This is a genomic window from Herbiconiux sp. J20-20 (assembly GCF_057365085.1).
In genome coordinates this window covers 934812-961753 of record NZ_CP195122.1, presented here as the reverse complement: position 1 = coordinate 961753, position 26942 = coordinate 934812, and the positions used below count along the sequence as shown (strand labels likewise).

Annotated in this window: 23 protein-coding genes and 1 pseudogene; 12 read left to right on the top strand and 12 right to left on the bottom strand. The window is 71.0% G+C overall.

From position 1 onward, the window contains the following. The first annotated feature begins 45 nt into the window (after positions 1-45). Positions 46-1638 carry a phosphoglycerate dehydrogenase gene (serA, locus tag ACR3ZA_RS04660; protein WP_473660624.1) on the top strand — a complete coding sequence of 531 codons (1593 nt, stop codon included), beginning with the start codon at positions 46-48 and terminating at the stop codon, positions 1636-1638. 159 nt (positions 1639-1797) lie between these two features. Then, positions 1798-2802, top strand: coding sequence for a hypothetical protein (locus ACR3ZA_RS04655; protein ID WP_473660622.1), 1005 nt, complete (start codon positions 1798-1800; stop codon positions 2800-2802). A gap of 24 nt (positions 2803-2826) precedes the next feature. On the opposite strand, the gene ACR3ZA_RS04650 is transcribed toward ACR3ZA_RS04655, so the two are convergent. Continuing rightward, entirely contained in the window at positions 2827-3042 is a 216-nt protein-coding gene (locus ACR3ZA_RS04650; RefSeq protein WP_473660620.1) for a DUF6458 family protein, read from the bottom strand. Between the two features lie 216 nt (positions 3043-3258). On the opposite strand from ACR3ZA_RS04650, the gene ACR3ZA_RS04645 reads away from it, so the two are divergent. The 5 genes from ACR3ZA_RS04645 (at position 3259) to gltX (ending at position 9059) form a co-directional block, all read left to right on the top strand. Further along, positions 3259-4311, top strand: a complete 1053-nt coding sequence (locus ACR3ZA_RS04645) for a 3-isopropylmalate dehydrogenase (protein ID WP_473660619.1) — start codon at positions 3259-3261, stop codon at positions 4309-4311. Between the two features lie 70 nt (positions 4312-4381). Beyond that, entirely contained in the window at positions 4382-5485 is a 1104-nt protein-coding gene (locus ACR3ZA_RS04640) for a branched-chain amino acid aminotransferase (protein ID WP_473660617.1), read from the top strand. A gap of 6 nt (positions 5486-5491) precedes the next feature. Further along, positions 5492-6280 carry a fumarylacetoacetate hydrolase family protein gene (locus tag ACR3ZA_RS04635; RefSeq protein WP_473660616.1) on the top strand — a complete coding sequence of 263 codons (789 nt, stop codon included), beginning with the start codon at positions 5492-5494 and terminating at the stop codon, positions 6278-6280. Then, on the top strand, positions 6277-7533 hold the full coding sequence (locus ACR3ZA_RS04630) for an MFS transporter (protein WP_473660614.1): 1257 nt from the start codon (positions 6277-6279) through the stop codon (positions 7531-7533). Before ACR3ZA_RS04635 ends, ACR3ZA_RS04630 begins: the two co-directional genes overlap by 4 nt. An 11-nt stretch (positions 7534-7544) precedes the next feature. Then, positions 7545-9059 carry a glutamate--tRNA ligase gene (gltX, locus tag ACR3ZA_RS04625; RefSeq protein WP_473660612.1) on the top strand — a complete coding sequence of 505 codons (1515 nt, stop codon included), beginning with the start codon at positions 7545-7547 and terminating at the stop codon, positions 9057-9059. A 7-nt stretch (positions 9060-9066) separates the two neighbouring features. Here the strand turns inward: gltX and ACR3ZA_RS04620 are convergent, their stop codons facing one another. The 5 genes from ACR3ZA_RS04620 to ACR3ZA_RS04600 all read right to left on the bottom strand — a co-directional run bounded on the left by ACR3ZA_RS04620 (position 9067) and on the right by ACR3ZA_RS04600 (position 13311). Beyond that, positions 9067-9975 (bottom strand): cytochrome b/b6 domain-containing protein, encoded by a 909-nt coding sequence (locus tag ACR3ZA_RS04620; protein ID WP_473660611.1) that lies wholly within the window; start codon positions 9973-9975, stop codon positions 9067-9069. Between the two features lie 29 nt (positions 9976-10004). Continuing rightward, positions 10005-10424 (bottom strand): pyridoxamine 5'-phosphate oxidase family protein, encoded by a 420-nt coding sequence (locus ACR3ZA_RS04615; RefSeq protein WP_473660609.1) that lies wholly within the window; start codon positions 10422-10424, stop codon positions 10005-10007. After that, entirely contained in the window at positions 10421-10879 is a 459-nt protein-coding gene (locus tag ACR3ZA_RS04610) for a BON domain-containing protein (RefSeq protein WP_473660608.1), read from the bottom strand. Before ACR3ZA_RS04610 ends, ACR3ZA_RS04615 begins: the two co-directional genes overlap by 4 nt. A gap of 66 nt (positions 10880-10945) precedes the next feature. Next, the gene (locus tag ACR3ZA_RS04605; RefSeq protein WP_473660606.1) at positions 10946-11575 is read right to left on the bottom strand and encodes a response regulator; all 630 of its coding nucleotides are present in this window, start codon (positions 11573-11575) and stop codon (positions 10946-10948) included. After that, the gene (locus tag ACR3ZA_RS04600; protein ID WP_473660604.1) at positions 11572-13311 is read right to left on the bottom strand and encodes a GAF domain-containing protein; all 1740 of its coding nucleotides are present in this window, start codon (positions 13309-13311) and stop codon (positions 11572-11574) included. The genes ACR3ZA_RS04605 and ACR3ZA_RS04600 overlap by 4 nt, the downstream gene beginning before the upstream one ends. A 95-nt stretch (positions 13312-13406) precedes the next feature. Here ACR3ZA_RS04600 and ACR3ZA_RS04595 point away from each other — a divergent pair, with 95 nt between their 5' ends. Then, entirely contained in the window at positions 13407-14297 is an 891-nt protein-coding gene (locus ACR3ZA_RS04595; RefSeq protein ID WP_473660603.1) for a universal stress protein, read from the top strand. Then, the gene (locus tag ACR3ZA_RS04590) at positions 14294-14491 is read left to right on the top strand and encodes a hypothetical protein (protein WP_473660601.1); all 198 of its coding nucleotides are present in this window, start codon (positions 14294-14296) and stop codon (positions 14489-14491) included. Before ACR3ZA_RS04595 ends, ACR3ZA_RS04590 begins: the two co-directional genes overlap by 4 nt. Before the next feature lie 194 nt (positions 14492-14685). Here ACR3ZA_RS04590 and ACR3ZA_RS04585 read toward each other — a convergent pair whose 3' ends face one another. The 6 genes from ACR3ZA_RS04585 to ACR3ZA_RS04560 all read right to left on the bottom strand — a co-directional run bounded on the left by ACR3ZA_RS04585 (position 14686) and on the right by ACR3ZA_RS04560 (position 22509). Further along, the gene (locus tag ACR3ZA_RS04585) at positions 14686-15807 is read right to left on the bottom strand and encodes an acetate/propionate family kinase (RefSeq protein WP_473660600.1); all 1122 of its coding nucleotides are present in this window, start codon (positions 15805-15807) and stop codon (positions 14686-14688) included. Further along, positions 15804-17909: a phosphate acetyltransferase gene (gene pta, locus ACR3ZA_RS04580; protein WP_473660598.1), complete on the bottom strand. Its 2106-nt coding sequence runs from the start codon at positions 17907-17909 to the stop codon at positions 15804-15806. Before pta ends, ACR3ZA_RS04585 begins: the two co-directional genes overlap by 4 nt. Before the next feature lie 18 nt (positions 17910-17927). Next, positions 17928-20444 carry an FAD-dependent oxidoreductase gene (locus tag ACR3ZA_RS04575; protein WP_473660596.1) on the bottom strand — a complete coding sequence of 839 codons (2517 nt, stop codon included), beginning with the start codon at positions 20442-20444 and terminating at the stop codon, positions 17928-17930. 128 nt (positions 20445-20572) lie between these two features. Further along, positions 20573-21274 carry a CAP domain-containing protein gene (locus ACR3ZA_RS04570; RefSeq protein ID WP_473660594.1) on the bottom strand — a complete coding sequence of 234 codons (702 nt, stop codon included), beginning with the start codon at positions 21272-21274 and terminating at the stop codon, positions 20573-20575. 99 nt (positions 21275-21373) lie between these two features. After that, complete coding sequence (locus ACR3ZA_RS04565; RefSeq protein WP_473660592.1) at positions 21374-22141, bottom strand: M48 family metalloprotease; 768 nt, start codon at positions 22139-22141, stop codon at positions 21374-21376. A 5-nt stretch (positions 22142-22146) separates the two neighbouring features. Beyond that, positions 22147-22509, bottom strand: a complete 363-nt coding sequence (locus ACR3ZA_RS04560) for a BlaI/MecI/CopY family transcriptional regulator (protein WP_473660590.1) — start codon at positions 22507-22509, stop codon at positions 22147-22149. 172 nt (positions 22510-22681) lie between these two features. On the opposite strand from ACR3ZA_RS04560, the gene ACR3ZA_RS04555 reads away from it, so the two are divergent. The 3 genes and pseudogenes from ACR3ZA_RS04555 to ACR3ZA_RS04545 form a co-directional block, all read left to right on the top strand. Next, positions 22682-24250: a cytochrome ubiquinol oxidase subunit I gene (locus tag ACR3ZA_RS04555; RefSeq protein WP_473660588.1), complete on the top strand. Its 1569-nt coding sequence runs from the start codon at positions 22682-22684 to the stop codon at positions 24248-24250. A gap of 22 nt (positions 24251-24272) precedes the next feature. Then, positions 24273-25319, top strand: coding sequence for a cytochrome d ubiquinol oxidase subunit II (cydB, locus tag ACR3ZA_RS04550; RefSeq protein ID WP_473660586.1), 1047 nt, complete (start codon positions 24273-24275; stop codon positions 25317-25319). 5 nt (positions 25320-25324) lie between these two features. After that, positions 25325-26689: pseudogene (locus tag ACR3ZA_RS04545) on the top strand (ABC transporter transmembrane domain-containing protein); the annotation flags it as partial. Between the last annotated feature and the right edge of the window lie 253 nt (positions 26690-26942).

Sequence of the window (26942 nt, the reverse complement as noted above, 5' to 3'; positions counted from 1 at the left end):
GCACTCTTGCGGCCAGCGGGCCGCCGAACCCCGAGGAACGACCACGTGGCCAAGCCGATCGTCCTGATCGCCGAAGAACTCTCTCCCGCAACCGTCGAGGCTCTCGGCCCCGACTTCGAGATCCGCTCCGTCGACGGCACCGACCGTCCGGCGCTGCTCTCGGCGCTCGCCGAGGCGCACGCGATCCTGATCCGCTCGGCGACGCAGGTCGACGCCGAGGCGATCGCCGCGGCACGCCAGCTGAAGGTCGTCGCCCGCGCCGGCGTCGGACTCGACAACGTCGACATCAAGGCCGCGACCGAGGCGGGTGTGATGGTCGTCAACGCACCGACGTCGAACATCATCAGTGCCGCCGAGCTCACGGTCGGGCACATCCTGAGCCTGGCGCGCCACATCCCGGCGGCGCACGCGAGTCTTGCGGCGGGGGAGTGGAAGCGCTCCAAGTACACCGGCACGGAGCTGTACGAGAAGACCGTCGGCATCATCGGCCTCGGCCGGATCGGCGCGCTCATCGCGGCGCGGCTCCAGGCGTTCGGCGTCGAGATCGTCGCGTACGACCCCTACGTCACCGCCGCCCGCGCCCAGCAGCTGGGCGTGCGCCTGGTTGAGCTCGACGAGCTCATCTCGACGTCCGACTTCGTCACGATCCACATGCCGAAGACGCCCGAGACCACCGGCATGATCGGCGAGGCGCAGCTCAAGGCGATGAAGCCGACCGCCTACGTCGTCAACGTCGCGCGCGGCGGGCTCATCGATGAGGCCGCGCTCGCGCAGGCGCTCCGCGACGGCGAGATCGCCGGCGCCGGCATCGACGTCTTCACGAGCGAGCCGCCCACCGACGACCTGCTCACCAGTGCCCCCAACATCGTCGTCACCCCGCACCTCGGCGCCTCCACGGCGGAGGCACAGGAGAAGGCGGGCGTGTCGGTCGCCAAGAGCGTGCGCCTCGCGCTCAGCGGCGAGCTTGTTCCGGATGCGGTCAACGTCGCGGGCGGTGTCATCGACCCGCAGGTGCGCCCGGGCATCCCGCTTATGGAGAAGCTCGGCCAGGTCTTCGCCGGTCTCGCGGATGACCCGCTCGCCTCGATCGACGTCGAGGTGCGCGGTGAGATCGCCGACCTCGAGGTCGGCGTGCTCAAGCTCGCGGCGCTCAAGGGCGTCTTCACGAACGCCGTGACCGAGCACGTGAGCTACGTGAATGCGCCGCTGCTCGCGGAGCAGCGCGGCATCGCGGTGCGCCTGATCACCGATCCGGTGAGCGAGGAGTACCGCAATGTGCTCACCATCCGGGGTGCCACGAGCGACGGAACGCAGCTCTCGGTGAGCGGAACGCTGACCGGCACGAAGCAGATCGAGAAGATCGTCGAGATCAACGGCTACGACGTGGAGGTGCCGCTCGCTGAGCACTTCGTCGTGATGCTCTACACCGACCGTCCCGGCATCGTCGCGGTCTACGGTCAGCAGTTCGGCGACGCGGGCATCAACATCGCCGGCATGCAGATCGCGCGCCACCGCGCGGGCGGTGAAGCGCTTAGCGTGCTGACGATCGATTCGCCGGCTCCCGAGGGGCTGCTGGAGTCGGTGCGCGAGGCGATCGACGCCACCCTTTTGCGCGAGATCGACGTCGTCTCCGACTAGTTTTCCCTGATCGCGCGGCGGTCTCCGCCCCGCAGGCGGACAGGTCTGTCGATTGTGATGATTCCTCCGGTGCGTTAGCGTGAGCTGACGCGAGTATGCCTCAACCCGAAATTCAGGCTGCTCGCGGTACCCATGCTCGCCTTCCCCCGGAGGAACTCGATGCTCACTGCTGAGCGCTCTGCCCATTCATCGACCCTGCGGCGGCGCGTCGGCGCCATCGCGCTCGCCGGCGGTGCGCTGGCGCTGCTGGCCTCGCCGATCGCCGCTCATGCGGCAACAAGCGAGGCGTATGACGCGATCCCGGACACGCTCGCGCCGTCCTACGTCAGCCTGGGCTATCAGGCGACACAGACCGCGGAGTTCGGCGACCTCGTGGAGCTGTCCGGCGCCGACCGTGACCTCGAGACGGTCTCGATCGTGATGGTCAACTGGGCGTGCGAGACGGGGAGCGGCGCCACCTGCGAGACGACGCCGGGGGCGAGCTTCAGCCACCCGATCACGGTGAACATCTACGCCGAAGGTGCGGACCCGCTCCCGGGTGCGCTGCTCGCGACGGTCACGCAGGACGTCGACGTGCCGTACCGGCCGTCCGCGGACGTCGTCAACTGCACCGACGGGCGCTGGTTCCACGAGGCAACCGGGAACTGCTCCAACGGATTCGCGTTCGAGGTTCCGTTCGACTTCTCGAGCCTCGCGGTGACGCTGCCGGATCGGGTCGTCGTCTCCGTCGCCTACAGCACCCAGACCTATGGAGCCGCGCCGCTCGGCGTCGGCGGTCCCTTCAACTCGTTGAATGTGGCGCTGGCCACGACCGCTCCGACCGTCGGCACCGACGTCGACCCGGGAACGACCTACTGGAACACGCTCAAGGCCGACTGGTACGGCGACGGCGGTGCCGCGGGCGCGGGCATTCTCCGCAACGACGGCGGCGGGCTGGGCGGCACCTACGGGCTGCTGTTCTCGATCACCGCGTCGACGCCCGAGACCGAACTTCCGACGCTTCCGCTGGACGGCGGCGAGGCGGCGCCCGCCGAGCTCGCGGCCACCGGGACCAGCGAGTCTCTGATCGCGGCGGCGGTGCTCGGCGCCGGGGCAGTGCTGGCCGGCGCGGTGGCGCTCTCGGTGCTCGCGCTGCGTCGCTCGACTCGGCACCGCACGCGCTGATGCGTCGTCGCGGCGGGGTCGGCCCTAGCGGTCGACCTCGTCGCGGTGCGGCGTCTCGTCGCGGACGACGGTCGCGCGGCGTGTCGAGAACAGCACGATCCCGATGATCGTGGTGACAGCTCCGGCTCCCATCAGCAGGTAGCCGACGAGCGTCAGGTCGATCCAGTCGAGTCCGACGTTCAGCGCGAAAGCCAGGATGGCTCCGAGCACGAAGAGAAAGATTCCGAATCCGATACTCAAGGTGTCTCCTTTTTCCTCGAAATGCGGGCAGCCTTGTGAGGCCCGGCATCGTCTTGACGCTAGCGGCGGGTTCTCGACGGAGGGCGAGCGCGCCCGCAGCGGCCCGGCGACGCGGCTAGGCTGGGAGGGCTGGAAACCCCCGGAATGCTGGGCGACGTCGCCTTTTCTGGGAGTAATCCGGGAACAACCTGGACGTCCCTGAACTTTGGAGCTTGAGTGACCCGCACCCTGGACCTGGCCGTGATCGCTGGCGATGGCATCGGCCCCGAGGTCATGACCGAGGCGGTGCGTGTTCTGACCGCCGCCGTCGGCGACGAGGTGACGGTCGCGACCACGCCCTACCCGTTCAGCGCCGCGCACTACCTGGAGACCGGCCGTATCCTCGAAGCCGAGGACATGGAGGCGCTCGCCCAGCACGAGGCGATCCTGCTGGGAGCCGTCGGCGGCGACCCGCGCGACCCGCGGCTCGCGGGCGGCATCATCGAGCGAGGGCTGCTGCTCAAGCTGCGCTTCGCCTTCGACCACTACGTCAACCTGCGTCCCTCGAAGCTGCTGCCGGGCGTCGTCAGCCCGCTCGCGAACCCCGGCGAGGTCGACTTCGTCGTCGTGCGCGAGGGCACCGAGGGGCCCTACGTCGGCAACGGCGGCGCGATTCGCGTCGGCACGGATGCCGAGATCGCCAACGAGGTGAGCATCAACACCGCGTACGGCATCGACCGAGTGGTGCGCTTCGCGTTCGAGCAGGCCGAGAAGCGGCGCAAGAAGCTCACGCTCGTGCACAAGACGAACGTGCTGACCTTCGCGGGCTCGCTCTGGGCGCGCACCGTCGAGCGGCACGCGGCCAATCATCCCGACGTGGCCTGGGACTACCTGCACGTGGATGCGGCGACCATCTTCCTGGTGACCGATCCTGCTAGATTCGACGTCATCGTCACCGACAATCTCTTCGGCGACATCCTCACCGACCTGGCCGGCGCCATCAGCGGCGGCATCGGACTGGCAGCCTCGGGAAACATCAACCCCGACGGCACCTTCCCCTCGATGTTCGAGCCCGTGCACGGGTCGGCTCCCGACATCGCGGGACAGCAGAAGGCCGATCCCACGGCGGCCATCCTGTCGACGGCCCTGCTGCTCGACCACCTCGGTCTCGAGGAGGCGGCGCGGCGGGTCGAGGCAGCGGTCGCCGCGGACGTCGCCGCGCGAGGCACCGCGCCCCGCCGCACCGACGAGATCGGCGCCGCCATCGCCGCGGCGGTGGCCGCTCCCTAGCGGTCGCTCCCTCTCCGGCGCAGACTAGTTCCACTCCGACAGATCGGCCAGCGAAATGCAACTTCTCCCGATGGCGAACCAGGACCTCGCATTCCAGGTGACCCCGAACCCCGCCGCACTCCCCGCCGACGAGCGTGAGGCGATCCTCGCCAACCCCGGATTCGGGCAGAAATTCACCGACCACATGGTCGACATCTGCTGGTCCGAGCGCGGCGGCTGGCACCGTCCGCGGGTCCAGGCCTACGGCCCCATTCAGCTCGACCCGGCCGCCGCCGTGCTGCACTACGCGCAGGAGATCTTCGAGGGTCTGAAGGCGTACCGGCACGCGGACGGCTCGATCTGGTCGTTCCGACCCGAGAAGAACGCCGAACGGCTGCAGCGCTCCGCGCGCCGCATGGCGCTGCCGGAGCTGCCGACGGAGTACTTCCTCGACTCCCTGCGCCAGCTCATCGCCGTCGACGGCGCGTGGGTGCCGTCGGCTCCCGAGACGAGCCTGTACCTGCGCCCGTTCATGTTCGCCAAGGAAGCCTTCCTCGGCGTGCGTCCGGCGAAGAAGGTCAACTACTACCTCATCGCCAGCCCCGCGGGGGCCTACTTCCAGGGCGGCGTCGCACCGGTGTCGATCTGGCTGTCGACCACCTACGCCCGCGCGGGCAAGGGGGGCACGGGTGCGGCCAAGACCGGTGGCAACTACGCTTCATCGCTGATCGCGCAGCAGGAGGCCTACGATCAGGGCTGCCAGCAGGTGCTGTTCCTCGATTCGGCGGAGGAGAAGTACCTCGAGGAGCTCGGCGGCATGAACGTCGTGCTCGTCTACCGCGACGGCACGCTCGTCACGCCGCAGAGCGAGTCGATCCTCGAGGGCATCACCCGCGACTCGATCCTGCAGCTCGCCGAAGACGCCGGCCACACGGTCGAGCGTCGCCAGGTCTCGATCGACGAGTGGCGCGAGGGCGCCGCCTCGGGCGAGATCGTGGAGGCCTTCGCCTGCGGCACCGCGGCGGTGCTGACCCCGATCGGAACGCTCAAGGCTGCCGACTTCACGATCGAGATGCCGACGCCGGAGGACGGCGTCGCGCTCGCGCTGCGCCGGGCACTCACCGACATCCAGTACGGTCGCGCCGAGGACCGTCACGGGTGGATGATGCGGCTCGACGCCGAGGCGTCTGCGTAGTCCGGGATGAAGGTCGCACGGTTCAGCTCAGCGGGGGAGGACCCGCGGTACGGCATCGTCGATGACGATGAGATCGTCGTGCTCGCGGGGGATCCGATGTTCGCGGGCTTCCAGCCGACCGGCGAACGCGTCGCTCTCGCCGAGGCGCGCCTGCTGGCCCCGGTCATCCCGCGCTCGAAGGTGGTCTGCGTCGGTCTCAACTACGCCGCCCACCGCGGCGACATGGCGAACATCGACGCGCCCGAGAACCCGCTCATCTTCTTGAAGCCGAACACCGCCGTGATCGGCCCCGGCGACGCGATCAGGATTCCGCCCGTCGAGGGGCGCATCACGCACGAGAGCGAACTCGTCGTGGTCATCGGACGCATCGCCAAGCAGGTGCGCGAGGAGGACTGGGCCGACTACGTCTTCGGCTACACCGTCGGCAACGACGTCTCGGCTCGCGACCAGATGTTCGCCGACGGCCAGTGGGCCCGCGCCAAGGGCTATGACACGTTTGCTCCGATCGGACCGTGGATCGAGACCGAGCTCGACCCGTCGAACCTCGAGATCAACAGCTGGGTCGATGGGGAGCCGCGCCGCCACGGCAACACGTCCGAGCTGCTGCACTCCATCCCGAAGCTCATCGCCTACATCTCGGATGTCTGGACGCTGCTGCCGGGCGACATCATCATGACCGGTACGCCGTCGGGGCTCGGCGGCTTCGTCGCGGGGCAGACCGTCGACATCGAGATTGAAGGAATCGGGCGCCTGACGAACCCCGCCGAGGCGCGCGACGCCGCATCGGGCGCATGACCGAGCCAGCGGCTGGAGACCCGCTGCTGAGCGACGAGCAGGTCCGCCGCGCGCAGAGCCGGACTCGGGGTGTGCTGATCGCGGGCCAGGTGCTTGCCGGCATCGGCATGGGTTCGACGCTGTCGGCTGGCGCGCTGCTTGTCACCCAGGTGAGCGGATCGCCCGCCTGGTCGGGCATGGCGGCCACGATGACGACGGTGGGGGCCGCGCTCGCGTCGGTGCCGCTGGCGCGACTTGCGCGGCGCGCCGGTCGCGCGCCCGCTCTCGCGACCGGCGCCGCGACGGCGGCGCTCGGCGCCGTCGTCGGCATCATCGCGGCCGTGCTCGTCTCGCTCCCGCTGCTGCTTGTCGCGCTGGCGCTCATCGGCGTCGGCACCGCGGTCAACCTGCAGTCGCGCTTCGCGGCGACCGACCTGTCGGAGGCCCGGCACCGTGGACGTGACCTGGCTCTCGTCGTCTGGGCGACCACGGTCGGGGCGATCGCGGGCCCCAATCTGATCGCGCCGGCCGATGCGGTCGGCATCGCGGTCGGTCTGCCCGAGCTCTCCGGGCCGTTCCTGTTCACCCTGGCGGCGCAGACGATCGCGAGCGCCATGTACCTCGTCGCCCTGCGTCCCGACCCGCTCAAGATGGCCGAGCGCCTGCGCCTCGAGCGTCCGGTCACCGCGGTGATCGAGAACATCGCCGATGCGAACGGCGTGCGCACCGGCCTCATCGCGCTCGCGCTCAGCCACGCGACGATGGTCGCCGTCATGTCGATGACCCCGGTGCATCTCGTGGCACACGGCGCCACGCTCGTCGTCGTCGGAGTCACCATCAGTCTCCACGTGGCGGGGATGTTCGCCCTCTCGCCGGTCTTCGGCATCCTCTCGGACCGTCTCGGACGAGGTCGCACGATCGCGATCGGCCAGGTGATGCTGCTGGCGAGCCTGCTGACGACGGCGCTCGGCGCCGAATCGCAGGCCGCCGTCGTGGTCGGGCTGGTGCTGCTCGGACTCGGCTGGAGCGCCGCGACCGTGTCGGCGTCGGCGCTCGTCTCGGAGTCCGCCCCGGCCGACCGGCGCACCATCATCCAGGGTCGCTCCGACCTGCTGATGAGCGCCACGGGGGCCGTCGGCGGTGCCCTCGCCGGGCCGGTGCTCGCTCTCGTCGGCTACGCGGGTCTCGCGCTCAGCGCGCTGCTGCTCGTCGTCGTGGTGCTGGTCGCGCTGACCTGGCGAGCGGTTCGCCGCACCCCCGCCGCGCGCAACTAGACTCGATCCCGATGTCGCTCCCGTTCTCTGCCGCCTCGGGCTCCGAGGTTCGCGTTCGCTTCTGCCCCTCGCCCACCGGCACCCCGCACGTCGGCCTGGTGCGCACCGCCCTGTTCAACTGGGCCTACGCCCGCCACACCGGCGGCAAGCTGGTGTTCCGCATCGAAGACACCGACGCCGCCCGCGACAGCGAGGAGAGCTACCGGCAGCTGCTGGACGCGATGCGCTGGCTCGGCCTCGACTGGGATGAGGGCGTCGAGACCGGCGGACCGCACGAGCCGTACCGGCAGTCGCAGCGCGGCGAGATCTACCAAGGGCTGATCGAGAAGCTGACCGAGGCCGGCTACCTCTACGAGAGCTTCGTCACGCCCGAGGAGATGGAGGCGCGCAACCTCGCCAACGGCCGCGACCCGAAGCAGGGCTACGACAACTTCGAGCGCGACCTTAACGAGGACGAGCGCGCCGCGTTCCGCGCCGAGGGGCGCCAGCCCGCGCTGCGCCTGCGGGTGCCCGACGACGACCTCAGCTTCGACGACCTGGTGCGCGGCGAGATCACCTTCCCCGCGGGCAGCTTCACCGACTTCGTCGTGGTGCGCCCGAACGGCGCCCCGCTCTACACCTTCGTGAACCCCGTCGACGACGCGCTGATGGGCATCACCCACGTGCTGCGCGGCGAGGACCTGCTCTCGAGCACGCCGCGCCAGATCGCGCTCTACGCCGCGCTCATCGCGATCGGCGTCACCGATTCGGTGCCGCGCTTCGGCCACCTGCCCTATGTGATGGGCGAGGGCAACAAGAAGCTCAGCAAGCGCGACCCCGAGTCGAACCTGTTCCACCACCGCGACCGCGGCTTCGTGCCGGAGGGGCTGCTCAACTACCTGTCGCTGCTCGGCTGGTCGATCGCCGCCGACCGCGACGTGTTCTCGCGTGACGAGCTCGTCGCCGCGTTCGACGTCGAGAGCGTCAACCCGAACCCGGCCCGCTTCGACCTGAAGAAGGCCGAGTCGATCAACGGCGACCACATCCGCCTTCTCGGCGCGGAGGACTTCGCGGCGCGGATCGTGCCGTACCTCGAGGGGCTCGTCAGTGATCCGCCGACGCCCGCCGAGCAGGCGATCCTGCGCGAGGCGGCCCCGCTGGTGCAGGAGCGCATCAACCTGCTGGGCGAAGCGCACGGCATGCTGGCGTTCCTGTTCACCGCCGACGACCAGATCGAGTTCGAGGCCGACGCGCTGCCGAAGCCGAACGCGGTCGACGAGGCGCGACTGGTGCTGGATGCGGCGGAGGCGGCGCTGTCGCCGTTGACCGAGTTCGGCCGCGTCGAGATCGAGGCGGCGCTGCGCGCGGCGCTCACCGACCCGGTCGAGGACGGCGGTGCCGGGCTCAAGCCGCGCGTCGCGTTCGGTGCGCTGCGCACCGCGGTCAGCGGACGCCGGGTCAGCCCGCCGCTGTTCGAGTCGATGGAGATCCTCGGCAAGGCCTCCACGCTCGCCCGTCTGGAACGGCTCCGCACGCACCTCGCGTAGCGGCGGCCTAGCGGACGGTGCTGCCGAGCAGCGCGATCCTCTTCTGCACCGGCACCCGAAGCGCCACCCAGGCGACCAGCATCACCACGAGCGAACCAGCGAAGACGAGCGCGCCGATCCAGGAGTCGTCGTTGCGCCCCGCGTACATGGTGTTGAGGTTTCGCAGCGCCCCGGTGGTGAGCACCAGGCCGACGTGCACGATCGTGAACGCGATGAAGTACACCAGCACCGCGAAGTGCAGGGATCGCGCGAGCTTCTCGGTGAGCAGCCGGTTGACGCGCCACTCGTGCTTCCACACCGGCGACAGCCGCAGCCCGGTGAGCAGGGCGAGCGGCCCCGCCAGGAACACCGTCGCGAAGTAGCTCAGCAGCTGCAGCGCGTTGTAGTGCACCCAGCCCTCGTGCGCCGGCCAGTCGAGCGAGAGGTACTGCACTCCGGCCGTGACCGCGTTCGGGATGACATCCCAGCCGAGCGGGACGACGCGCACCCACTGCCCGCTGGCGAACAGCAGCACGACGTACACGACGCCGTTCAGCACCCACAGCGTGTCGACGACGAGGTGCCACCAGACGTGGATGCTCAGCCGGCGCGGGGCGCCGTTTGTGCGGAGCAGGCCGTCGTTGCGGCGCGTCACGAACGCGGGCGGGCGCTGCTTGCCGCGAATCAGCAGCGCGGAGCGCACGATGAACAGCAGGAAGAACGAGTTCAGGAAGTGCTGCCAGCCCAGCCACGCGGGAAAGCCCACGGGGGAGCCGGCGGGCAGCTCGGTCGTGCCCGGAAAGCTCGCGGCGAAGTCGAGCCCGCCGGGGGTCTCTCGCAGCCAGCGCGCCGCCAGCACGAGCACCGCGAGCAGCACGAGTGCCGTCGGAATGAGCCAGACGAGCGGGAACCAGCGGCGCTCGCGAAGTCGTGTCACGCTCCTACGCTAGCGGCCCCGGACGGGCTTCAATCGCGCTGGGGCTCGGGCCCGCGCACGAAGGCGCGGCCGCTCACCGTCTCCGGGTGGATGCGCACCCACCGGTACTTGAGCGTGGGAACCCACGGCTCAAGCCCCAGCTGCTCGGCGGCGTCCATCTCGGACTGCAGCTCGACGCGCTCGGCGCGGCCCTTGACCACGACGCTCATCGCGTCGGTGTCGCTGACCCGATCCACCTCGAGCGCGACGTGCTCGTTAATGCTGAGCTCGAGCAGCTTGGTGCCGGGCGCGGTGCGCAGGTAGATCACGTTGTCGTCGTCGACGACAAAGTTGATCGGGAAGATGTCGATCTCGCCCGCCACGCACAGCGCCAGCCGACCGAGCGACGTTCGACGGAGCTCCTGCCAGCTCTCCTCGGCGTCGAGTTCGCGAACCGGGTCGTCGGTCATGATGATTCTCCTTGCACTCGCAACTGGTTGTGGACGAAATGGACTCCGCGGATGCGCTCCACGCGGTGCCGCAGCCGCTGCAGCGCGGCGCGGTCGGGGACCGTGCCGGTCAACGTCACGACGTGCTGCTGCACCGTCACCTGGACGTCGACCGCTGCCGCCGGCTCGCGCGCGAGCGCCCACCGCACGGAGCGGGCGATCGCGTCGTCGCTGCGCCGCCAACCGGTCGCGACGGGGGCGACGAGGAGCTCATCCACGACGCGCGAGACGCCGTCGACCTCGCAGGCGAGGGCGCGGGCGAGCACCCGGGCCGAGTGGGCCCGAACCGCACCGCGCAGATGAACGACGTTGTCTTCGATGACGACGCGGATGCGCGTGGCATCCAGATCCGGACAGGCCTTCAGCGCGCGACGCACGCGAGCCGCGCGTTCGCGCTCTCGGCTTTTCGTCACCATCGCCGATCCTTCCGTCACCGCCAGTGTGCGCGCGGATCGCGGAGATCGCGAGGGTCGAAGGTCCTGTTAGGCCTCGATGTCGCGCTTGACGGCGTACACCGCCGCCTGGGTGCGCCGTTCGAGCCCGAGCTTGGCGAGCAGCCCCGACACGTAGTTCTTGACGGTCTTCTCGGCGAGCTCGAGCCGTTCGCCGATCTGACGGTTGGTGAGGCCCGCGCCGATCAGGTCGAGCACCTGGCGCTCGCGCAGCGTGAGCTCCGGCCCCCCCTCCGCCTCGGCCGGCGCCAGCCTCGACACGACGCGCTCCGAGACCGAGCGCGTGATGAGGCTCCCGCCGCCGGCCACGAGTCGGATGCCGTCGATCAGATTCTTGCCGCGGATGTCCTTCAGCACGTATCCGGACGCCCCGGCCAGCACCGCCGCCTCGCTCGCCTCGTCGTCGTCGAAGGCGGTGAGCATGAGGCAGGCGATCTCGGGGTGCTCCGAGCGGATGGCGCGGCACACGTCGATGCCGGACCCGTCGGGCAGGCGCACGTCCAGCACCACGACGTCGGGCCGGGTGGCGCCCACTCGGCCGAGCGTCTGCCCGGCGGTGCCGCACTCGCCGACCACCTCCAGATCGCGCTCGGCATCCACGATGTCGGCGATGCCGCGACGCACCAGCTCGTGGTCGTCAACCAGAAAGACTCGAATCACGCGTCGGCTCCATTCGGGGTCGTCGACAACGGTACCGACCAGGTCGCGATCGTGCCGTGCGGGCGAGCATCGGCGACCTCGAAGGTGCCGCCGCGCTGCCGGGCGCGCACCCCCAGATTGTCGAGTCCGCTGCGGCGGGTGACGCTGCCGAGTCCCTGGCCGTCGTCCTCCACCCGCAGCGTGAGTGCCTCCTCGGTCACGCGCAGGTCCAGCGCGCAGGTCGCTGCCTGCGCGTGGCGCACCACGTTGCTGAGAAGCTCGCGCGCCACCGCCACGACGTCATCGGCCAGATCGTCGGCGACCAGCAGGTCGACAGCGCCGCCGAAGGTCAGTCGGGGGGCCGACTCGAGGCTCTCGGTGACCTCGCCGACCAGGTCGAGCACGCGGTGGCGGAGAGACGGAGCGCGCGAGGCGGAGCGGGTGCGCAGGGTGAACACGGCGGTGCGGATCTCGGAGATCGCGTCGTCGATCGCCTCCACCTGGCGCTCCAAGATCGTCCGCTCCGGACCGCCCGCCGAGGCGGCGACGCTCTGCAGCGTCAGGCCGGTCGCGAAGAGCTGCTGGATGACGTGGTCGTGCAGATCGCGGGCGATCCGGTTGCGGTCCTCGATCAGCTCGAGCTTGCGCGAGTCGGCCTGCATGCGCGCAAGCTCCAGGGCGACGCTCGCCTGCGTCGCGAATTCGGAGGCCATCTCGAGGTCCGCCTCGGTGAACCGCAGCGAGCCGGGCCGCCGGCACAGTGTCAGCACGCCGAGCGGGTGTCCCGAGGCGGCGAGCGGAACCGCGATCACGGGACCGACGTCGACGGCGCCGCCGAACATCACCCCGTCGTCGCTGTCGTCGGTGGCGATCGCGCGGCCGCTCTCGATGGCGCGCGCGGAGATCGAGCCGGCGGCGGGGAACCGCAGCGCCGTGAGCGCTTCGGCGCCCTCGCCGCGGGCGGTGTCGACGAGGAAGGTCTCCCCGTCATCGCTTGGGATGACGACCGAGACGAGGTCGGCGTCGACGAGCGAGGCGACCCGGTCGGCGACGACATGGAGCATGTTCTCCGAGCTGCCCGAGAGCAGCGCGGAGCTGACCTCGGCGAGGGCCGCGCTCCAGCGCTGTCGGCGGCGCGTCTCGCCGAACAGGCGGGCGTTCTCGATCGCGATGCCCGCGGTCGCGGCGAGCGCCGTCACGAGCTCCTGATCCTCGGCGCTGAACGGTCCGCTCGACCGGTTGGTGAGGTAGAGGTTGCCGAAGACCTCGTCGCGCACGCGGATCGGCACCCCCAGGAACGAGTCCATCGGCGGGTGGTGGGCCGGGAACCCGACTGAGCGCGCGTCGTCGTGCAGGTTTTCGAGGCGAATCGGGGTCCCGGTGTCGATGACCGCGCCGAGCAGCCCGTGGCCCTCGGGAAGGTGGCCGATCGACTCCGCATCCGAGTCCGACATGCCGACGTGGATGAACTGCTCGAGCGAGCCGTCCGGGGCGATCACGCCGAGCGCGCCGTAGCGGGCATCCACGAGAGCGACGGCGACCTCCGCGATGCGACGCAGGACCTGGGCGAGTTCGAGCTCCTCGACGACGATCGTCGTCGCGGCCAGCAGATGGCGCAGGCGCCCTTCCGTGTCGAGCACGCGCTGTGCGTGCTCCAGCATCTCCCCGATCGAGCGCTCGAGTTCGGAGCGCGGGGCATCCGGAAACCCGAGGTTTCCGGGAGCGGGCGCGGGTCGGGACTTCTGGTCATCCGGCACGCCGCGAGTTTATCGCCGTGCTTGGGACCTTCGGCACTACTCGTCCACTGCCGGGTGGCGTGGAATCGAGGCAGACCACAGGAGTTGAGGCTGACATGACGGATTTCGAGCCGCGAGGGCGCATCGTCGTCGGGATCGACGGCACGGCGCCGAGCCAGGCCGCCCTGCGCTGGGCACTGCGTCGCGCGGAGCGCGACGGCAACGAGCTGGTCCTCGCCCACGTCGTCGACGACGACTTCGGCGAGATGGGCTCGACCTATGGCGCGGACGCGCGAAACGCCGCCCGCCAGCTGCTGGATCGCACCCGGGCCGAGGTCGCCGTCGACCACGCGCACGTCAAGATCTCCAGCGTTCTCACCGACGGCAGCGTCGCGTGGGCGCTCGCGCACGCGGTGCACCCCGACGACCTCCTCGTGATCGGCACGCACAAGACCGGCTACCTGCACGGTCGGGTGCTCGGGTCGCGGAGCGTTCAGATCGCGACCGCGGCGCCGTGCGACGTCGCCGTGATCCCCGATGTCGAGCTTCGGTTCCGGCGCGGTGTGGTCGCGGGAATCGATCGGGCGGTGACCGCCGAAAGCGTGGCTCGGGCGGCGGCGCTCGAGGCAGCCGGGCTCGGCGACGAGGTGCTGTTCCTGCACGCGACGCCCCGGATCCCGGGTGCCGCGGCCGAGGCCGCGCGCGCTGACACCGCGCACAACGATGTGGTGACCACCGCGGTGCGCGCCGCGCGTCTGGTGCAGCCGCAGCTGGAGATCCGGGCGCGCATCGCGCACCGTGATCCGGCCGAGGTGCTGCTCGACGCGGCGCGTGACCGTGCACTGCTGGTGCTCGGCCCGGGCTCGCTCGAGCCGACGCGCTCGCCGATCGGCTCGGTGCTGCACGATGTGCTGCTGAACGTCAACGCGCCCGTGCTGATCGCTCGCACCGGTTCCGGTCCTGCCGTTCTGGACGCCGACGCTCATGTCGGGGCGACCACCCGATGACCCAGCGCCGTTCGATGGATGACGCCTCCGGCCTTCCCGGCTGGCTGCCCGGCGCCGCGGATGCCGCCAACGCTCCCGGTCCCCGTGAGGTTCCGGTGCGCGTGTGGCGACGACTCAAGGCCCACACGGCGAGCAACCTGCAGCGCATGCAGCCGCCGATCGATCGCGTCGAGCCGCCCGAGTACTTCGACTAGCTGAGCTCCTCCCGCGCGCGGCAGCGCGTGCCGCGGACGCCGATGGCGGCGCCTCGCCCCGCGCAGACTCGGACATCCGGCGCGGATGTCCACGGCTCGTGGACGAGGTGCCCGATTCTCCGACTTTGCGCGAGGATGCGCGAGCGCGCCCGCTGCCCGTTGCTGGCGGGTTCCGGCTCCGCGGCAGCGCGCGCTTAGTCGACGAACGCCGCCGACTGCTCGGCGATCTCGCGCTCCTCGTCGGTCGGCACGACGAGCACCGCAACGGGCGCGTCGTCGGGGGAGATGCGCCGGGCCCCGCGGGCGCCCGACTCGTTGAGCGCGTCATCGACGTAGAGCCCCAGGAAGCCGAGCCGGTCGACGGCGCGGCGGCGCAGCTCGGCGTCGTTCTCGCCGACGCCGGCCGTGAAGACCAGGGCATCCAGGCCGCCGAGCTGGGCGGCGTACGCGCCGATGTAGTGCCGCAGCCGGTGCACCACGATGTCGAGGGTCGTGCGGGCGGCCTCGTCGCCGGCATCCGCCGCCGCGTGGACGTCGCGCATGTCGGCGTGGCCCGAGAGCCCGAGCAGCCCGCTCTCGCGGTTGAGCATCGTGTCGAGCTCGTCGATCGTGAAGCCCTCGGTGCGCGCCAAGTGCACGAGCACGGCCGGATCGATGTCGCCCGAGCGGGTGCCCATGACCAGGCCCTGCAACGGGGTCATGCCCATCGAGGTGTCGATCGATCGACCGCCGGAGATGGCGGCAGCGGAGGCGCCGTTGCCGAGGTGCAGCACGACCATGCGCAGCTCGTCGAGCGGTCGGTCGAGGAGCGCCGCCGCCTGCCGCGACACGATCTGGTACGAGGTGCCGTGGAAGCCGTAGCGGCGCACCCCGGCGCGCGCGGCGAGCTCGCGATCGATCGCGTACTCGCGCGCCTCCACCGGCAGGGTGGCGTGGAACGCCGTGTCGAAGACGGCGACGTGGGGGACATCCGGAAACGCGGTGCGCGCGCCGCGGATGCCGAGCAGCGCGGGCGGGTTGTGCAGCGGCGCGAGCACCGCGAGGCGCTCGATCGCCGCCTCCACCTCGTCGTCGATGAGGGCCGGGCCATCGAAGATCGCGCCGCCGTGCACGACGCGGTGGCCGATGACATCGACGGGAGCGTCGCCGAGCTCCTCGCGGATGCGCCGCAGCGCCTCGCCGTGGTCGGCGACCCCGGAGTCGGGAACGCCGATTCGCTCGATCATGCCGGATGCGAGCACCTCGCCGCTCGGCAGCTCCAGCAGTCGGTACTTGATCGACGAGGAGCCGGTGTTCACAACGAAGACGTGGGTCACGCGTCGGGCTCGCTTCCGTGCTGGGCCTGGATCGCGGTGATCGCGATCGTGTTGACGATGTCGCGCACGAGGGCGCCGCGCGAGAGGTCGTTGATGGGCTTGTTCAGACCCTGCAGCACGGGGCCGATGGCGAGGGCCCCGGCGCTGCGCTGCACGGCCTTGTAGGTGTTGTTGCCGGTGTTGAGGTCGGGGAAGACGAACACCGTCGCACGGCCGGCGACGTCGGAGCCGGGCATCTTGGAGGCGCCGACGGTGGGGTCGGCCGCGGCGTCGTACTGGATCGGGCCCGCCACCGGCAGCTGCGGCTCGCGCTCGCGCACCAGCGCGGTGGCCGCGCGCACGCGGTCGACCTCGGCGCCCGATCCGGACTCGCCGGTCGAGTAGCTGAGCATGGCGACGCGCGGGTCGATGCCGAACGTGCGTGCGGTGTGCGCCGCCGAGATGGCGATGTCGGCGAGTTGCTCGGTCGTCGGCTCGGGGATCACGGCGCAGTCGCCGTAGACGAGCACCCGGTCGGCGAGCGCCATCAGGAACACGCTCGAGACCACCGAGACGCCGGGAGCCGTCTTGACGAACTCGAAGGCGGGGCGGATGGTGTGCGCGGTCGTGTGGGCGGCGCCGGAGACCATGCCGTCGGCGAGCCCCAGGTGCACCATCATCGTGCCGAAGTAGGAGACGTCGGTCATGGTGTCGCGCGCCTGCTCGAGCGCGATGCCCTTGTGGGCGCGCAGGCGCGTGTACTCGAGCGCGAACTGCTCGTGCAGCTCGGGGTCGCTCGTCGAGACGATCGCGGTGTCGCCGAGGTCGACGCCGAGCTCGGCGGCGCGGGCGCGGATGCTCCGCTCGTCGCCGAGAATCGTGAGCCTCGCGATGCCGCGCGCCACCACCAGTCCGGCCGCGCGGAGGATGCGGTCGTCGTCGCCCTCCGGGAGCACGATGTGGCGACGCTGGGCCCGGGCGCGCTCGAGCAGCGAGTACTCGAAGCGCACGGGGGTCATCACGGCGGTCGGCGCGAGGCTCAGCGCACTCACGAGCGCCTCGGAGTCGACGTGACCGTCGAAGAGCGCGAGCGCCCGCGCGTACTTCTGCGGGGAGTCGGCGGCCAGGCGGCTGTGGGCGTTCGTGATGCGCATCGCGGTGTCGTAGGTGCCGAGCGGCGTGCGGGCGATCGGGAGCGAGGAGTCCAGACCCGCGAGCAGCGTCTCGATGGAGGCGGCCACCGGGAATCCGCCGTTCAGGACGACGCCCGACAGCGACGGGAAGGTCTCCGACATGTGAGCGACGACCGCGCCGACGAGCACGTCGGAACGGTCACCGGGGACCACGATCACGGCGCCCTCGAGGAGCCGGGGCAGCACGTTCTCGAGCGTCATGCCGGCGACGACGACGTCGAGCACGGGGCGATCCAGCAGCTCGGCATCGCCGCGCAGCAGTTCGGCCTCGGCGGCGTGCAGCACGGTACGCAGCAGCGGGGCGACCAGTTCCGGATCCTCCGGGATCGCCCAGGTCGGCAGGTCGTGGTTGCGCGTCGAGCGGCGCACCGCCGACACCACCTCGTCGAGGCGCTCCGGGTCGGCCCGGTTGACGACGATCGCGAGAACGTCGGCGTGCTCCGAGTGCAGCTCGCCGGCGGCGATCGCCGCCACCTCCGCGATGTCCTCGGGGGAGCGGGCCTCGTCGCTGTCGGCGCGGCGACCGCCGACCACCAGCAGCACGCTCGCGGCCAGGTTGGCGGCGATCCGGCCGTTGACGCCGAGCTCGGTCGGAGTGCCGACGTCGGTGTAGTCCGAGCCGAGGATGACGACGGCGTCGCAGCGCTCCTCGATGCGGGCGAAGCGCTCCACGATGCGGGCGAGCGCCGCATCCGGATCGTCGTGCACCTGGCCGTAGGTGGTGCCGAGGCACTCCTCGTAGTCGAGGTCGGCGCTCGCGTGCTCGAGCAGCATCTCGAGGATGTAGTCCGGCTCGGTCGTGGAGCGCGCGATCGGCCGGAACACGCCGACCCGCTCGACGCTGCGCCCGAGGGTGGCGACGAGCCCCACTGCCACGGTCGACTTTCCGGTGCCGCCTTCGGCGGAGCTCAGGTAGATCCGAGTAGCCACGTCGCCCACGCTACGCGACTAGATGAAGAGAGTCGTCGTGGACTCGGCGGCTTCACCGAGGAAGGTGGCGACGCCACCCAGCTCGACGTCGTCGATGAGGTCCGATTCGGCGATGCCGAGCAGATCCATCGTCATGGTGCAGCCGATGAGGCGGGCGCCGCCAGCCTGCGCCGAGGCGATCAGCTCGGGCAGCGAGTGCACGCCGTTCTTCTTCATGACGCTCTTGATCATCGCCGTGCCCGCGCCCATCATGTGCATCTGCGAGAGGGTGAGCTTCTCGGCGCCGCGCGGCATCATCGCCCCGAACATCTTGTCCATGACGCTGCGGTCGCGCTTCGGCGGGTCCTCCCGGCGCAGGGCGTTCAGGCCCCAGAAGGTGAAGAACATCGACACTTCTTCGCCCATCGCCACCGCGCCGTTGGCGATGATGAACGCCGCGATGATCTTGTCGAGATCTCCCGAGAACACCACGAACGACAGCTTGGGCGCGGTCGGCGCCGCGGTGGCGAGCTGACCGGCGGCCGCGGGTGCCGCACCGCCCTTGCGGATGGTGGCGACATAGCCGGGGCCCTCCGGGGTGATGTCGACGAGCTCGTGCCCGTTGCGGCGCACCCAGGCGGGAGCGTCGAGCGCGAAGCCCGGGTCCGAGACGTGCACGACGACCTCATCGCCCGCGTTCAGGGTCTTGACCTGGTCGGCGAGCTTCATGATCGGGCCGGGGCAGGCGAGCCCCGTGCAGTCGAGGTCGACAGAGATGCCGCTGCCCTCGGCCACGATCTTCGCCTGCGCGATGGCCGCGTGAAGCTCGGCCGATTCGGCGTAGGGCATCAGGGCGGGGGTCGGCTCGGCGGTGTCGGGGGCGAGCTCGTGCCAGGAGCGGAACGTCTCCGATCCGCCGGAGAGGGTCGTGACGTCGGTGAAGCCGCGCTGCACGAGCGAGCGGTGCGCGAGGTAGCTGCGGAAGCCGACCGCGCAGTACAGGCGCAGGGGAGTGGCGCGATCCCAGGCCTCGGAGGCCTCGCGGATCGTCGCGAGCGGCACGTTCTCGGCGCCGGGGAGGTGCCAGATGGAGAACTCCTCGGGCGTGCGCACGTCGATCACCCGGGCGCCCTCGACCGCTGCCGGGTAGTCCTGGGCGTACCAGAGGTCGAAGTCGCCGAGGAGCACGTTGCCGGCGACGAATCCGGCCATGTTGACCGGGTCCTTCGCCGCGCCGAACGGCGGCGCGTAGGCGAGTTCGAGCTCCTGCAGATCCCACACGGTCATGCCGGCGCGCAGGGCGGTTGCGAAGACGTCCAGGCGCTTGTCGACGCCGTCGAAGCCGGCGACCTGGGCGCCCAGGATGCGTCCGTCGCTCGGCGCGAACAGCAGCTTCATGTTCATCATCGCCGTGCCGGGGTAGTAGCCGGCGTGGCCGGACGGGTGCACGTGGACGGCGCGGTAGTCGACGCCGTCGGCGATGAGCTGACGCTCGGTCGCGCCGGTGCCGCCGGCCACCATGTCGAAGACCTTCACGATCGAGGTGCCCTGCGTGGAGCGGTATTCGGTGGTGCGCCCGCAGATGTTCTCGGCGGCGACGCGGGCCTCGCGGTTGGCGGGACCGGCCAGGGGTGCGAGGAAGCTGCCGGGCAGGACCGTGTGCGGCGTCTCGACGCTGTCACCGGCCGCCCAGATGTGCGGATCGGAGGTGCGCATATGGGTGTCGACGGCGATCCCGCCGTGCGCGCCGAGGTCGAGCCCCGCCGCCACCGCGAGCTGGGTGGAGGGGCGCACGCCGGCGGAGAGGATGACCAGGTCGGCGGGCAGGAACACCGAGCTGTTCAGCTCGACCGTGAGCGATCCGTCGTCGTTCGGGGTGAAGGCGGCGGCCGCGGTTTTCAGGTGGAGGCCGATTCCGCGACTGCGCGCGTGGCGCTCGAGCGGCACCGAGATCTCGTGATCCAGCGGGGGGAGGATCTGGTCGGCCATCTCGACGACCTCGACGAGCGCGCCGCGATGCTTCAGGTTCTCGGCCATCTCGAGGCCGATGTAGCCGGCGCCGATCACGACGCAGCGCACGGGACCGCGGTCGCCCGCCTCCGCGGCGGCGAGGGCGGCGTCGAGCTGGGCCTTGATCTGGTCCATGTCGCCGATGCGGCGCAGCACGTGGATGCCGGGGAGGTCGATGCCGGGCAGCGGGGGCCGAATCGGTTCGGCGCCGACGCAGAGCGCGAGGGCGTCGTAGCTCTCGGTGTACTCGCGTCCGGTCTCCAGCTCGTGCACCGTGACCGTCTTGGCCTCGCGATCGATCGCGGTCACGTCGCTGCCGACGCGCACGTCGATGTCGAGCGACTCGCGCAGGCTCTCCGGGGTCTGCAGCAGCAGCCGCGAGCGATCGGAGATGACCTCGCCGATGTGGTACGGCAGGCCGCAGTTGGCGAAGGAGACGTGGTGGCCGCGCTCCAGCACGATGATCTCGGCGTCCTCGTCGAGACGACGGGCACGGGCTGCCACGGATGCTCCGGCGGCGACGCCGCCGACAACGACCAGCTTCACGATGTTCCTCCACCTTCCGGGGAGCCGGCGGTCGCGACCGTCGCGAGCCGACTCGTCCCAGTCAAGGGCGGCGGCGGGCGCGCAAACAGTGCCGAAGGTCCCTCAGCGGTGAGAAGCGGGCCGAGCGGTCAGCACGGCGTGCCGAACACCTCGGCCCAGTACACGGTCCCGTCGGCACCGACCGCCTTGGCCAGCCCCATCTCGGTGTTGGCGCTCAGGATGTTGGCGCGGTGGCCGGAGGAGTTCATCCAGCCGGTGTGCACGGCCGAGGCCGAGGTGTATCCGGCGGCGACGTTCTCGGCGACGGCGCACCACGTGTAGCCCGCCGCACTCACGCGTGCGCCGAGGCCCCCGCCTCCGTCGTGGGTCATCTGCTGGGTGCTTGCCTGATGCACGGCCTGCGCACCGGCGGCGGACGACAGCTTCGAGTTGATCGCCATCGGCGGCAGTCCCGCGTCGGCGCGCGCCGAGTTCACGAGCGCCAGCGCGGCCTTCTGGTCGGAGAAGTCGGCCGTCGGGCCCGAGGGAGCCGCGCTTCCGGAGTCCGGGGTCGACGGTGTGCTCGGCTCGTCGGCCGCAGCCGGAGCCTCCGGCGCAGGCGAGCCGTCGGCGTCGTCGGCATCGGCGTCCGCAGCACGCAGGATCGCGTCGCGATCGACCCCGTAGCCGGTGAACCGGAAGGCGCTGGTCGCCGGTGTCGAGCTCGGGGTCTCGGCGCCGGGCGCCGCCGCGGTGTTGCCTGAGCCGGGCGCGAGCAGAAAGATGCTGCCGACGACCAGCACGCTCGCGCCCACCGCGGTGGCGGTGGAGAGGAGGACGTGTCGCAACATGGGGGCATGTCTAACACGGGGTTTCTGCGAGTTCCGTCACATCGCGGTGCGCGGGCTCTCGCCCGCGGGGCTCGGCGGTGCGCGGGGCGGTGACGCGAGCTAGCCGACGAGTCGGCGAACTCGGTCGGCGGAGCGATCGGAGCGGCGGCGGGCGTCGAGGTCGATCACGCCGTCGCCGCGCGCATCCGCCACGGCGAGGATCGCGCGGGCGAGCACCTCGTCGCTGGCGGTGCGCCGGGCGCGGTCATCGGCGAGGATTTCGACGAGTACCGCCACCTCGGATTCGGCGCGCACGGCGATCGGAAACCACGGCAGGGCGCTGCGCCAGGCGCGGAACGCGAGCAGCAGCAGGTCGTGCCGCTGCTCGACGTGGGCGCGCTCGTGGGCGATGACGGCCGAGAGCTCGGCGGGGCTCAGGCGGTCGAGCAGCCCCTGCGAGAGCACGGTCAGCGAGCCGACTCCCCGTGGAAGGCAGTAGGCGACCGGGGCAGAGTCGTCGAGCACACGGGTCTGCGCGCGGGTGGGGTGCGGCGAGGTCAGCAGATCGAGCAGGGCGTGATGGCGTCGACGCTGTCTCGTGACGATGACGACGGTGGCGACCAGGTGGCCCAGCAGGTATCCGGTGAGCGCGAGCGCGGCGCCGAAGGCGATCCCGGCGCCGAGTCGCGAGGTGGGGAGGATGCCGTAGCCGAGCGCCACGAACGCACCGATCATCGAGAAGCCGCCCGCGAGGCCGATCGCCTGCCACAGCAGCAGGGCGCGCACCGGCGCGGCGCTCGGCCACGTGGCGCGAGCGAGCGCGATCGGCACGGGCACCGCGAGCGCGACCGCGAACAGCGCCAGGCCGATCGACAGGGCGAAGAGCATCGGACTCAGCTGCTGCCGGCCAGCAGTCGGCGCAGCACGGCCGCGTCGTCGTCGGAGACCCCGCCGATGAAGCGCTCCAGCACGGCCCCGCGGTCGGCGGCGTCGCCGAGCACCTCGTGCATCAGCTCCGCGACGTGGTCGGCGCGCGAGGCGGTCGCCGAGTAGCGATGCGGGCGGGACGAGCGGTCGCTCGCGACGAAGCCCTTCTTCTCCAGCCGGGAGAGCACCGTGAGGATGGTGGTGGCCGCCAGCGGACGGCCCGAGTCGCCGGCATCGAGGCGCTCGAGAACGTCATACGCGGTGACCGGCACGGGGGAGGCCCACACCGCATCCATCACCGACCGCTCGAGCTGTCCCAGTCCTGCCATGCTCCGATTCTACGCCTCGTCGAACTACTTCTACAGCGCGTAGAAAAACGGGTATCGTGGAACGCGGAACAGCGGACGGGACCTTCGGCCCTACGTCGACGACGCGCTCGCCGCCAACCTGGCTCAGGGCCGCGAGGCGCGGACCCGTCGTTCGAGAAGGAGCAGCCCCCACGTGGATCCCCTAGATATCGCCCGTTGGCAATTCGGAATCACGACGGTGTACCACTTCCTGATGGTGCCGCTGACTCTCGGACTCGGTGCGACCGTCGCGATCATGCACACCGCCTGGGTGCGCACCGACAACCCGCAGTACCTTCGCATGACGAAGTTCTGGGGCAAGCTCTACCTGATCAACTTCATCGTCGGCGTGGCCACCGGCATCGTTCAGGAGTTCCAGTTCGGCATGGCCTGGAGCGAGTACTCGCGCTTCGTCGGCGACGTCTTCGGCGCCCCGCTCGCGATGGAGGGCCTGCTGGCGTTCTTCGTCGAGTCGACCTTCCTCGGCCTCTGGATCTTCGGCTGGGGCCGCCTGCCCAAGAAGCTCCACCTGGCGACCCTCTGGGCCGCCGTCATCGGCTCCTGGCTCTCGGCGTACTTCATCATCGCGGCCAACTCGTGGATGCAGCACCCGGTCGGCGTCGAACTGATCGATGGGCGCCCGGTGCTCGTCGACATCTGGGCCGTGCTCGGCAACAACACCGCGGTCGCCGCCTACACGCACACGCTCGCCGGCTCGCTCGCGGTCGCCGGTGGATTCCTGCTCGGCATCTCCTGGTACCAGCTCTGGCAGCGCCGCAAGGACGGCATCGACACCGTGGATGCCACCGGCCGCGTCGTCGTCGGCGAGGCCCCCGAGATCCCCGGCCGCGACCGCGCCGACCACAAGGTGTGGTTCACCTCGCTGCGCCTCGGCGCCGTCGTCGCCATCATCGGCTTCGGAGCCGTCGCGATCAGCGGTGACCTGCAGGCGAAGCTCATGTACGAGCAGCAGCCGATGAAGATGGCCGCCGCCGAAGGCGCCTGCCACACCGGAACCGCGTTCTCGATCCTCACCCTCGGCGACGTCGGCGCGACCGACTGCTCGAGCGTCACCACGCTCATCGAGGTGCCCGGTGTGCTGTCGTTCCTCGCCAAGGGCGACTTCGTCACCGACATGCCCGGCATCACCGACCTGCTGCCCTACTACCAGGAGACCTACGGCGCGACGCTGTCCGACGACGGTCTCTACGGAGACCGCGCTGGCAGCGAGATCCAGTACGTTCCGCTGCTCTGGGTCACCTACTGGGGCTTCCGCATGATGATCGGCTTCGGCGCGATCTCGGCGTTCGCCGCGGCCGTCGCGCTCTGGCTCACCCGCAAGGGCACCGTCCCGCGCTCGCCGTGGATCATGCGCCTCGCGGTGCTCGGCATCCTGGCGCCGTTCGCCGCCAACTCGGCGGGCTGGATCTTCACCGAGCTCGGTCGCCAGCCCTTCGTGGTGGCGCCGAACCCGGACCCCAGCGGCATCGACGGGGTGTTCATGTTCACCGCCGCGGCCGTCTCGCCCGGGGTGACCGCGGGAGAGCTGCTGTTCTCCACGATCTCGCTCACCCTCGTCTACGGTGTGCTGCTCGCCGTCGAGCTCTGGCTGCTCGTCAAGTACGTGCGCGGCGGCGTCGTCTCGGCGATGCCCGAGCTCGCGCCGCACGATGATCCCGACGACCCGGACAAGCGCTCCGACGTCCTCTCCTTCGCCTACTGACCCGGAATCGGAAGACACTGACATGGATGTTCTGCCCACGGTCTGGTTCATCGCCATTGCCGCGCTCTGGATCGGCTACCTGCTGCTCGAAGGATTCGACCTCGGCGTCGGCATGCACATGCTGGTCGGCGTGCGCGGCACCGCCGCCGAGAAGGACCGCCAGCGCCGGGTCATGCTCAACACGATCGGCCCCGTCTGGGACGGCAACGAGGTGTGGCTGCTGACCGCCGGCGCTGCGACCTTCGCCGCGTTCCCGCTCTGGTACGCCTCGCTGTTCTCGACGCTGTACCTTCCGCTCACGCTCGTGCTGCTCGGCCTGATCTTCCGTGCCGTCGCGATCGAGTTCCGCGGCAAGCACCACACGGCCAGCTGGGCGCGGGTGTGGGACTGGGCGATCGGCCTCGGCTCCTTCGTCAGTGCCTTCGGCATCGGCGCGGGCCTCGCCCTCACCACGACGGGGCTCCCGATCGACGCCAACGGAGACCGCGTCGGCGGACCGTTCGTGTTCCTCACCCCCATCGCGGTGCTCGGCGGGCTCGCCGTCATCGGCTTCGCCCTCGTGCACGCGGCGACCTTCCTCGCGCTGAAGAGCGACGGCCCGGTGCGCGAGCGCGCCGGTCGGTTCGTCAGCGGCTGGGGCATCCTCGCGCTCGTGCCGATCGTCGGCTGGGTGCTCGTGGTGCAGTTCCAGAGCGGTGGGGTCGCCTCCTGGACGCTCGTCGCCGTCGCCGTGGTGGCGGTGCTCCTCGGCTACGTCGCCGCGCGGGCTGGACGCGAGGGTCGGGCCTTCGTCGGGATCGCGGTGTTCCTGGTCGCGGGGGCGGCCTCGATCTTCACCGCCGCCTACCCGGTGGTGCTGCCCTCGACGATCGACAGCGCCTTCAGCCTGACAATCTCGAACGCCTCCAGCGGCGACTACACGCTCGGCGTGATGACGGTCGTGACGGCAGTGGCGCTGCCCGTCGTGCTCGTCTACCAGGCCTGGAGCTACTGGGTGTTCCGCAAGCGCATCTCGGGTGAGCACATCCCCGCGGTGCACGAGATCCTTCCGGCGGTGCGCCAGCCGTGAGCCGGATGCGCGCGCGACTCGGTCAGCTGAGAGCGCGGTTCGAGGAGGCGGGCCTGGGCGTTGGGGGGTCAGGCCCGCTCGTCGCGCTGACGGTGCTGGCCGTGCTGCGCGCGGTCGCGCTGGTCGTGATCGCCGAGTCGATCGCGATCGGCGTGACAGCCCTCGCCGACGGGACGGACGCCTGGCGAGACGCCTCGGTGTTCGGGGCGGCCGCGGTGCTCGCCCGCGCGGCGCTCGGCTGGGCCTCGCAGACCGTCGCCGCGCGCCTCGCGATCCGCTCGACGCAGCGGCTGCGCCGCGACGTCGTGGAGCGCGCGCTCGCCGCACCGGGGGAGGCCCGCGGCGGCACCGTCGTGCTCGCCACGAGCGGCCTTGACGAGCTGGATGCCTACTACCGCCAGGTGGTGCCCGCGGCGGTCTCCGCGGCGGTCGTGCCGCTCGTCATCGGTCTGCGCATCCTCGGCACCGACTGGCTGAGCGCCCTCATCATCGTTCTCACCCTGCCGCTGGTGCCGCTGTTCATGGCGCTCATCGGCATGCACACCCGCGATCGCGTCGACCGCGCCACCGGCGCGCTGGAGCGTCTCGGCGACCATCTGGTCGAACTCGCCCGCGGGCTGCCGGTGCTCGTGGGCCTCGGCCGCGTGGGCGAGCAGACCCGCGCCCTGGCGCGCATCCAGGACGAGTACCGCGAACGCACCCTCGCCACCCTGCGCGTCGCGTTCCTCTCGGCGCTCGCCCTCGAGCTGATCGGCACCATCTCGGTCGCACTCGTCGCCGTCGCCATCGGCCTGCGGCTCGTCGAGGGGCAGCTCGGGCTCGAGGTCGGGCTGGCTGTGCTGATCCTGGCGCCCGAGGTCTACGCCGCCGTGCGCGAGGTCGGCGTCGCCTTCCACGCCGCACAGGGCGGTCTCGGCGCGCTCCGTCGCGCCCGCGAGGTGGTGCGCCAGCCCGCGGACGCCGCGTGGCGGCGCGAGGGCAGCGCGAGTGCGCACGTCGAGGCGCTCACCGTGCACTATCCGGGCCGCGACGATGCCGCCGTCTCCGGCGTGAGCGCCGAGTTCGCCCCGGGCACCCTCACCGCGCTCACCGGCCCGAGCGGAGCGGGCAAGTCGACCGTGCTCGCCGCGCTCGTCGGGGCGCTCACTGCCGATGCCGAGGTGCAGGGGGCCGTCCGGGTGCCGCGCGGCGCGATCGCCTACGCGGCGCAGGCGCCGAGACTGGTCGCCGCGACCCCCGCCGAGGAGCTCGCCCTGACGGGGGCGTCGGCCCACGAGATCGAGCGGATGCTCGCGGTGCTCGACCTTGAGGCGGTGGCGGGCCGGCATCCGGCGCTGCTGAGCCCGGGCGAGCGTCGCCGCGTCGCCGTCGCCCGCGCCCTGCTGCTCGCGCCCTCCGCCGCGCTGGTCGTGCTCGATGAGCCGACCGCGCACCTGGATGCGGCGCACGCCGAACTGGTGCGGCTCGAGATCCGCCGCCTGCGCACCGACGCGCCGATCGTGCTCGTCTCGCACGAGCCCGAGACGGTCGCCCTCGCCGACCTCCGCATCCCGATCACCCCGCCCGCAGTGGTTCGTTTCTCCGGAGGATTTGCGGATGAGCGTCCCACTGCCCCGGAGGTTT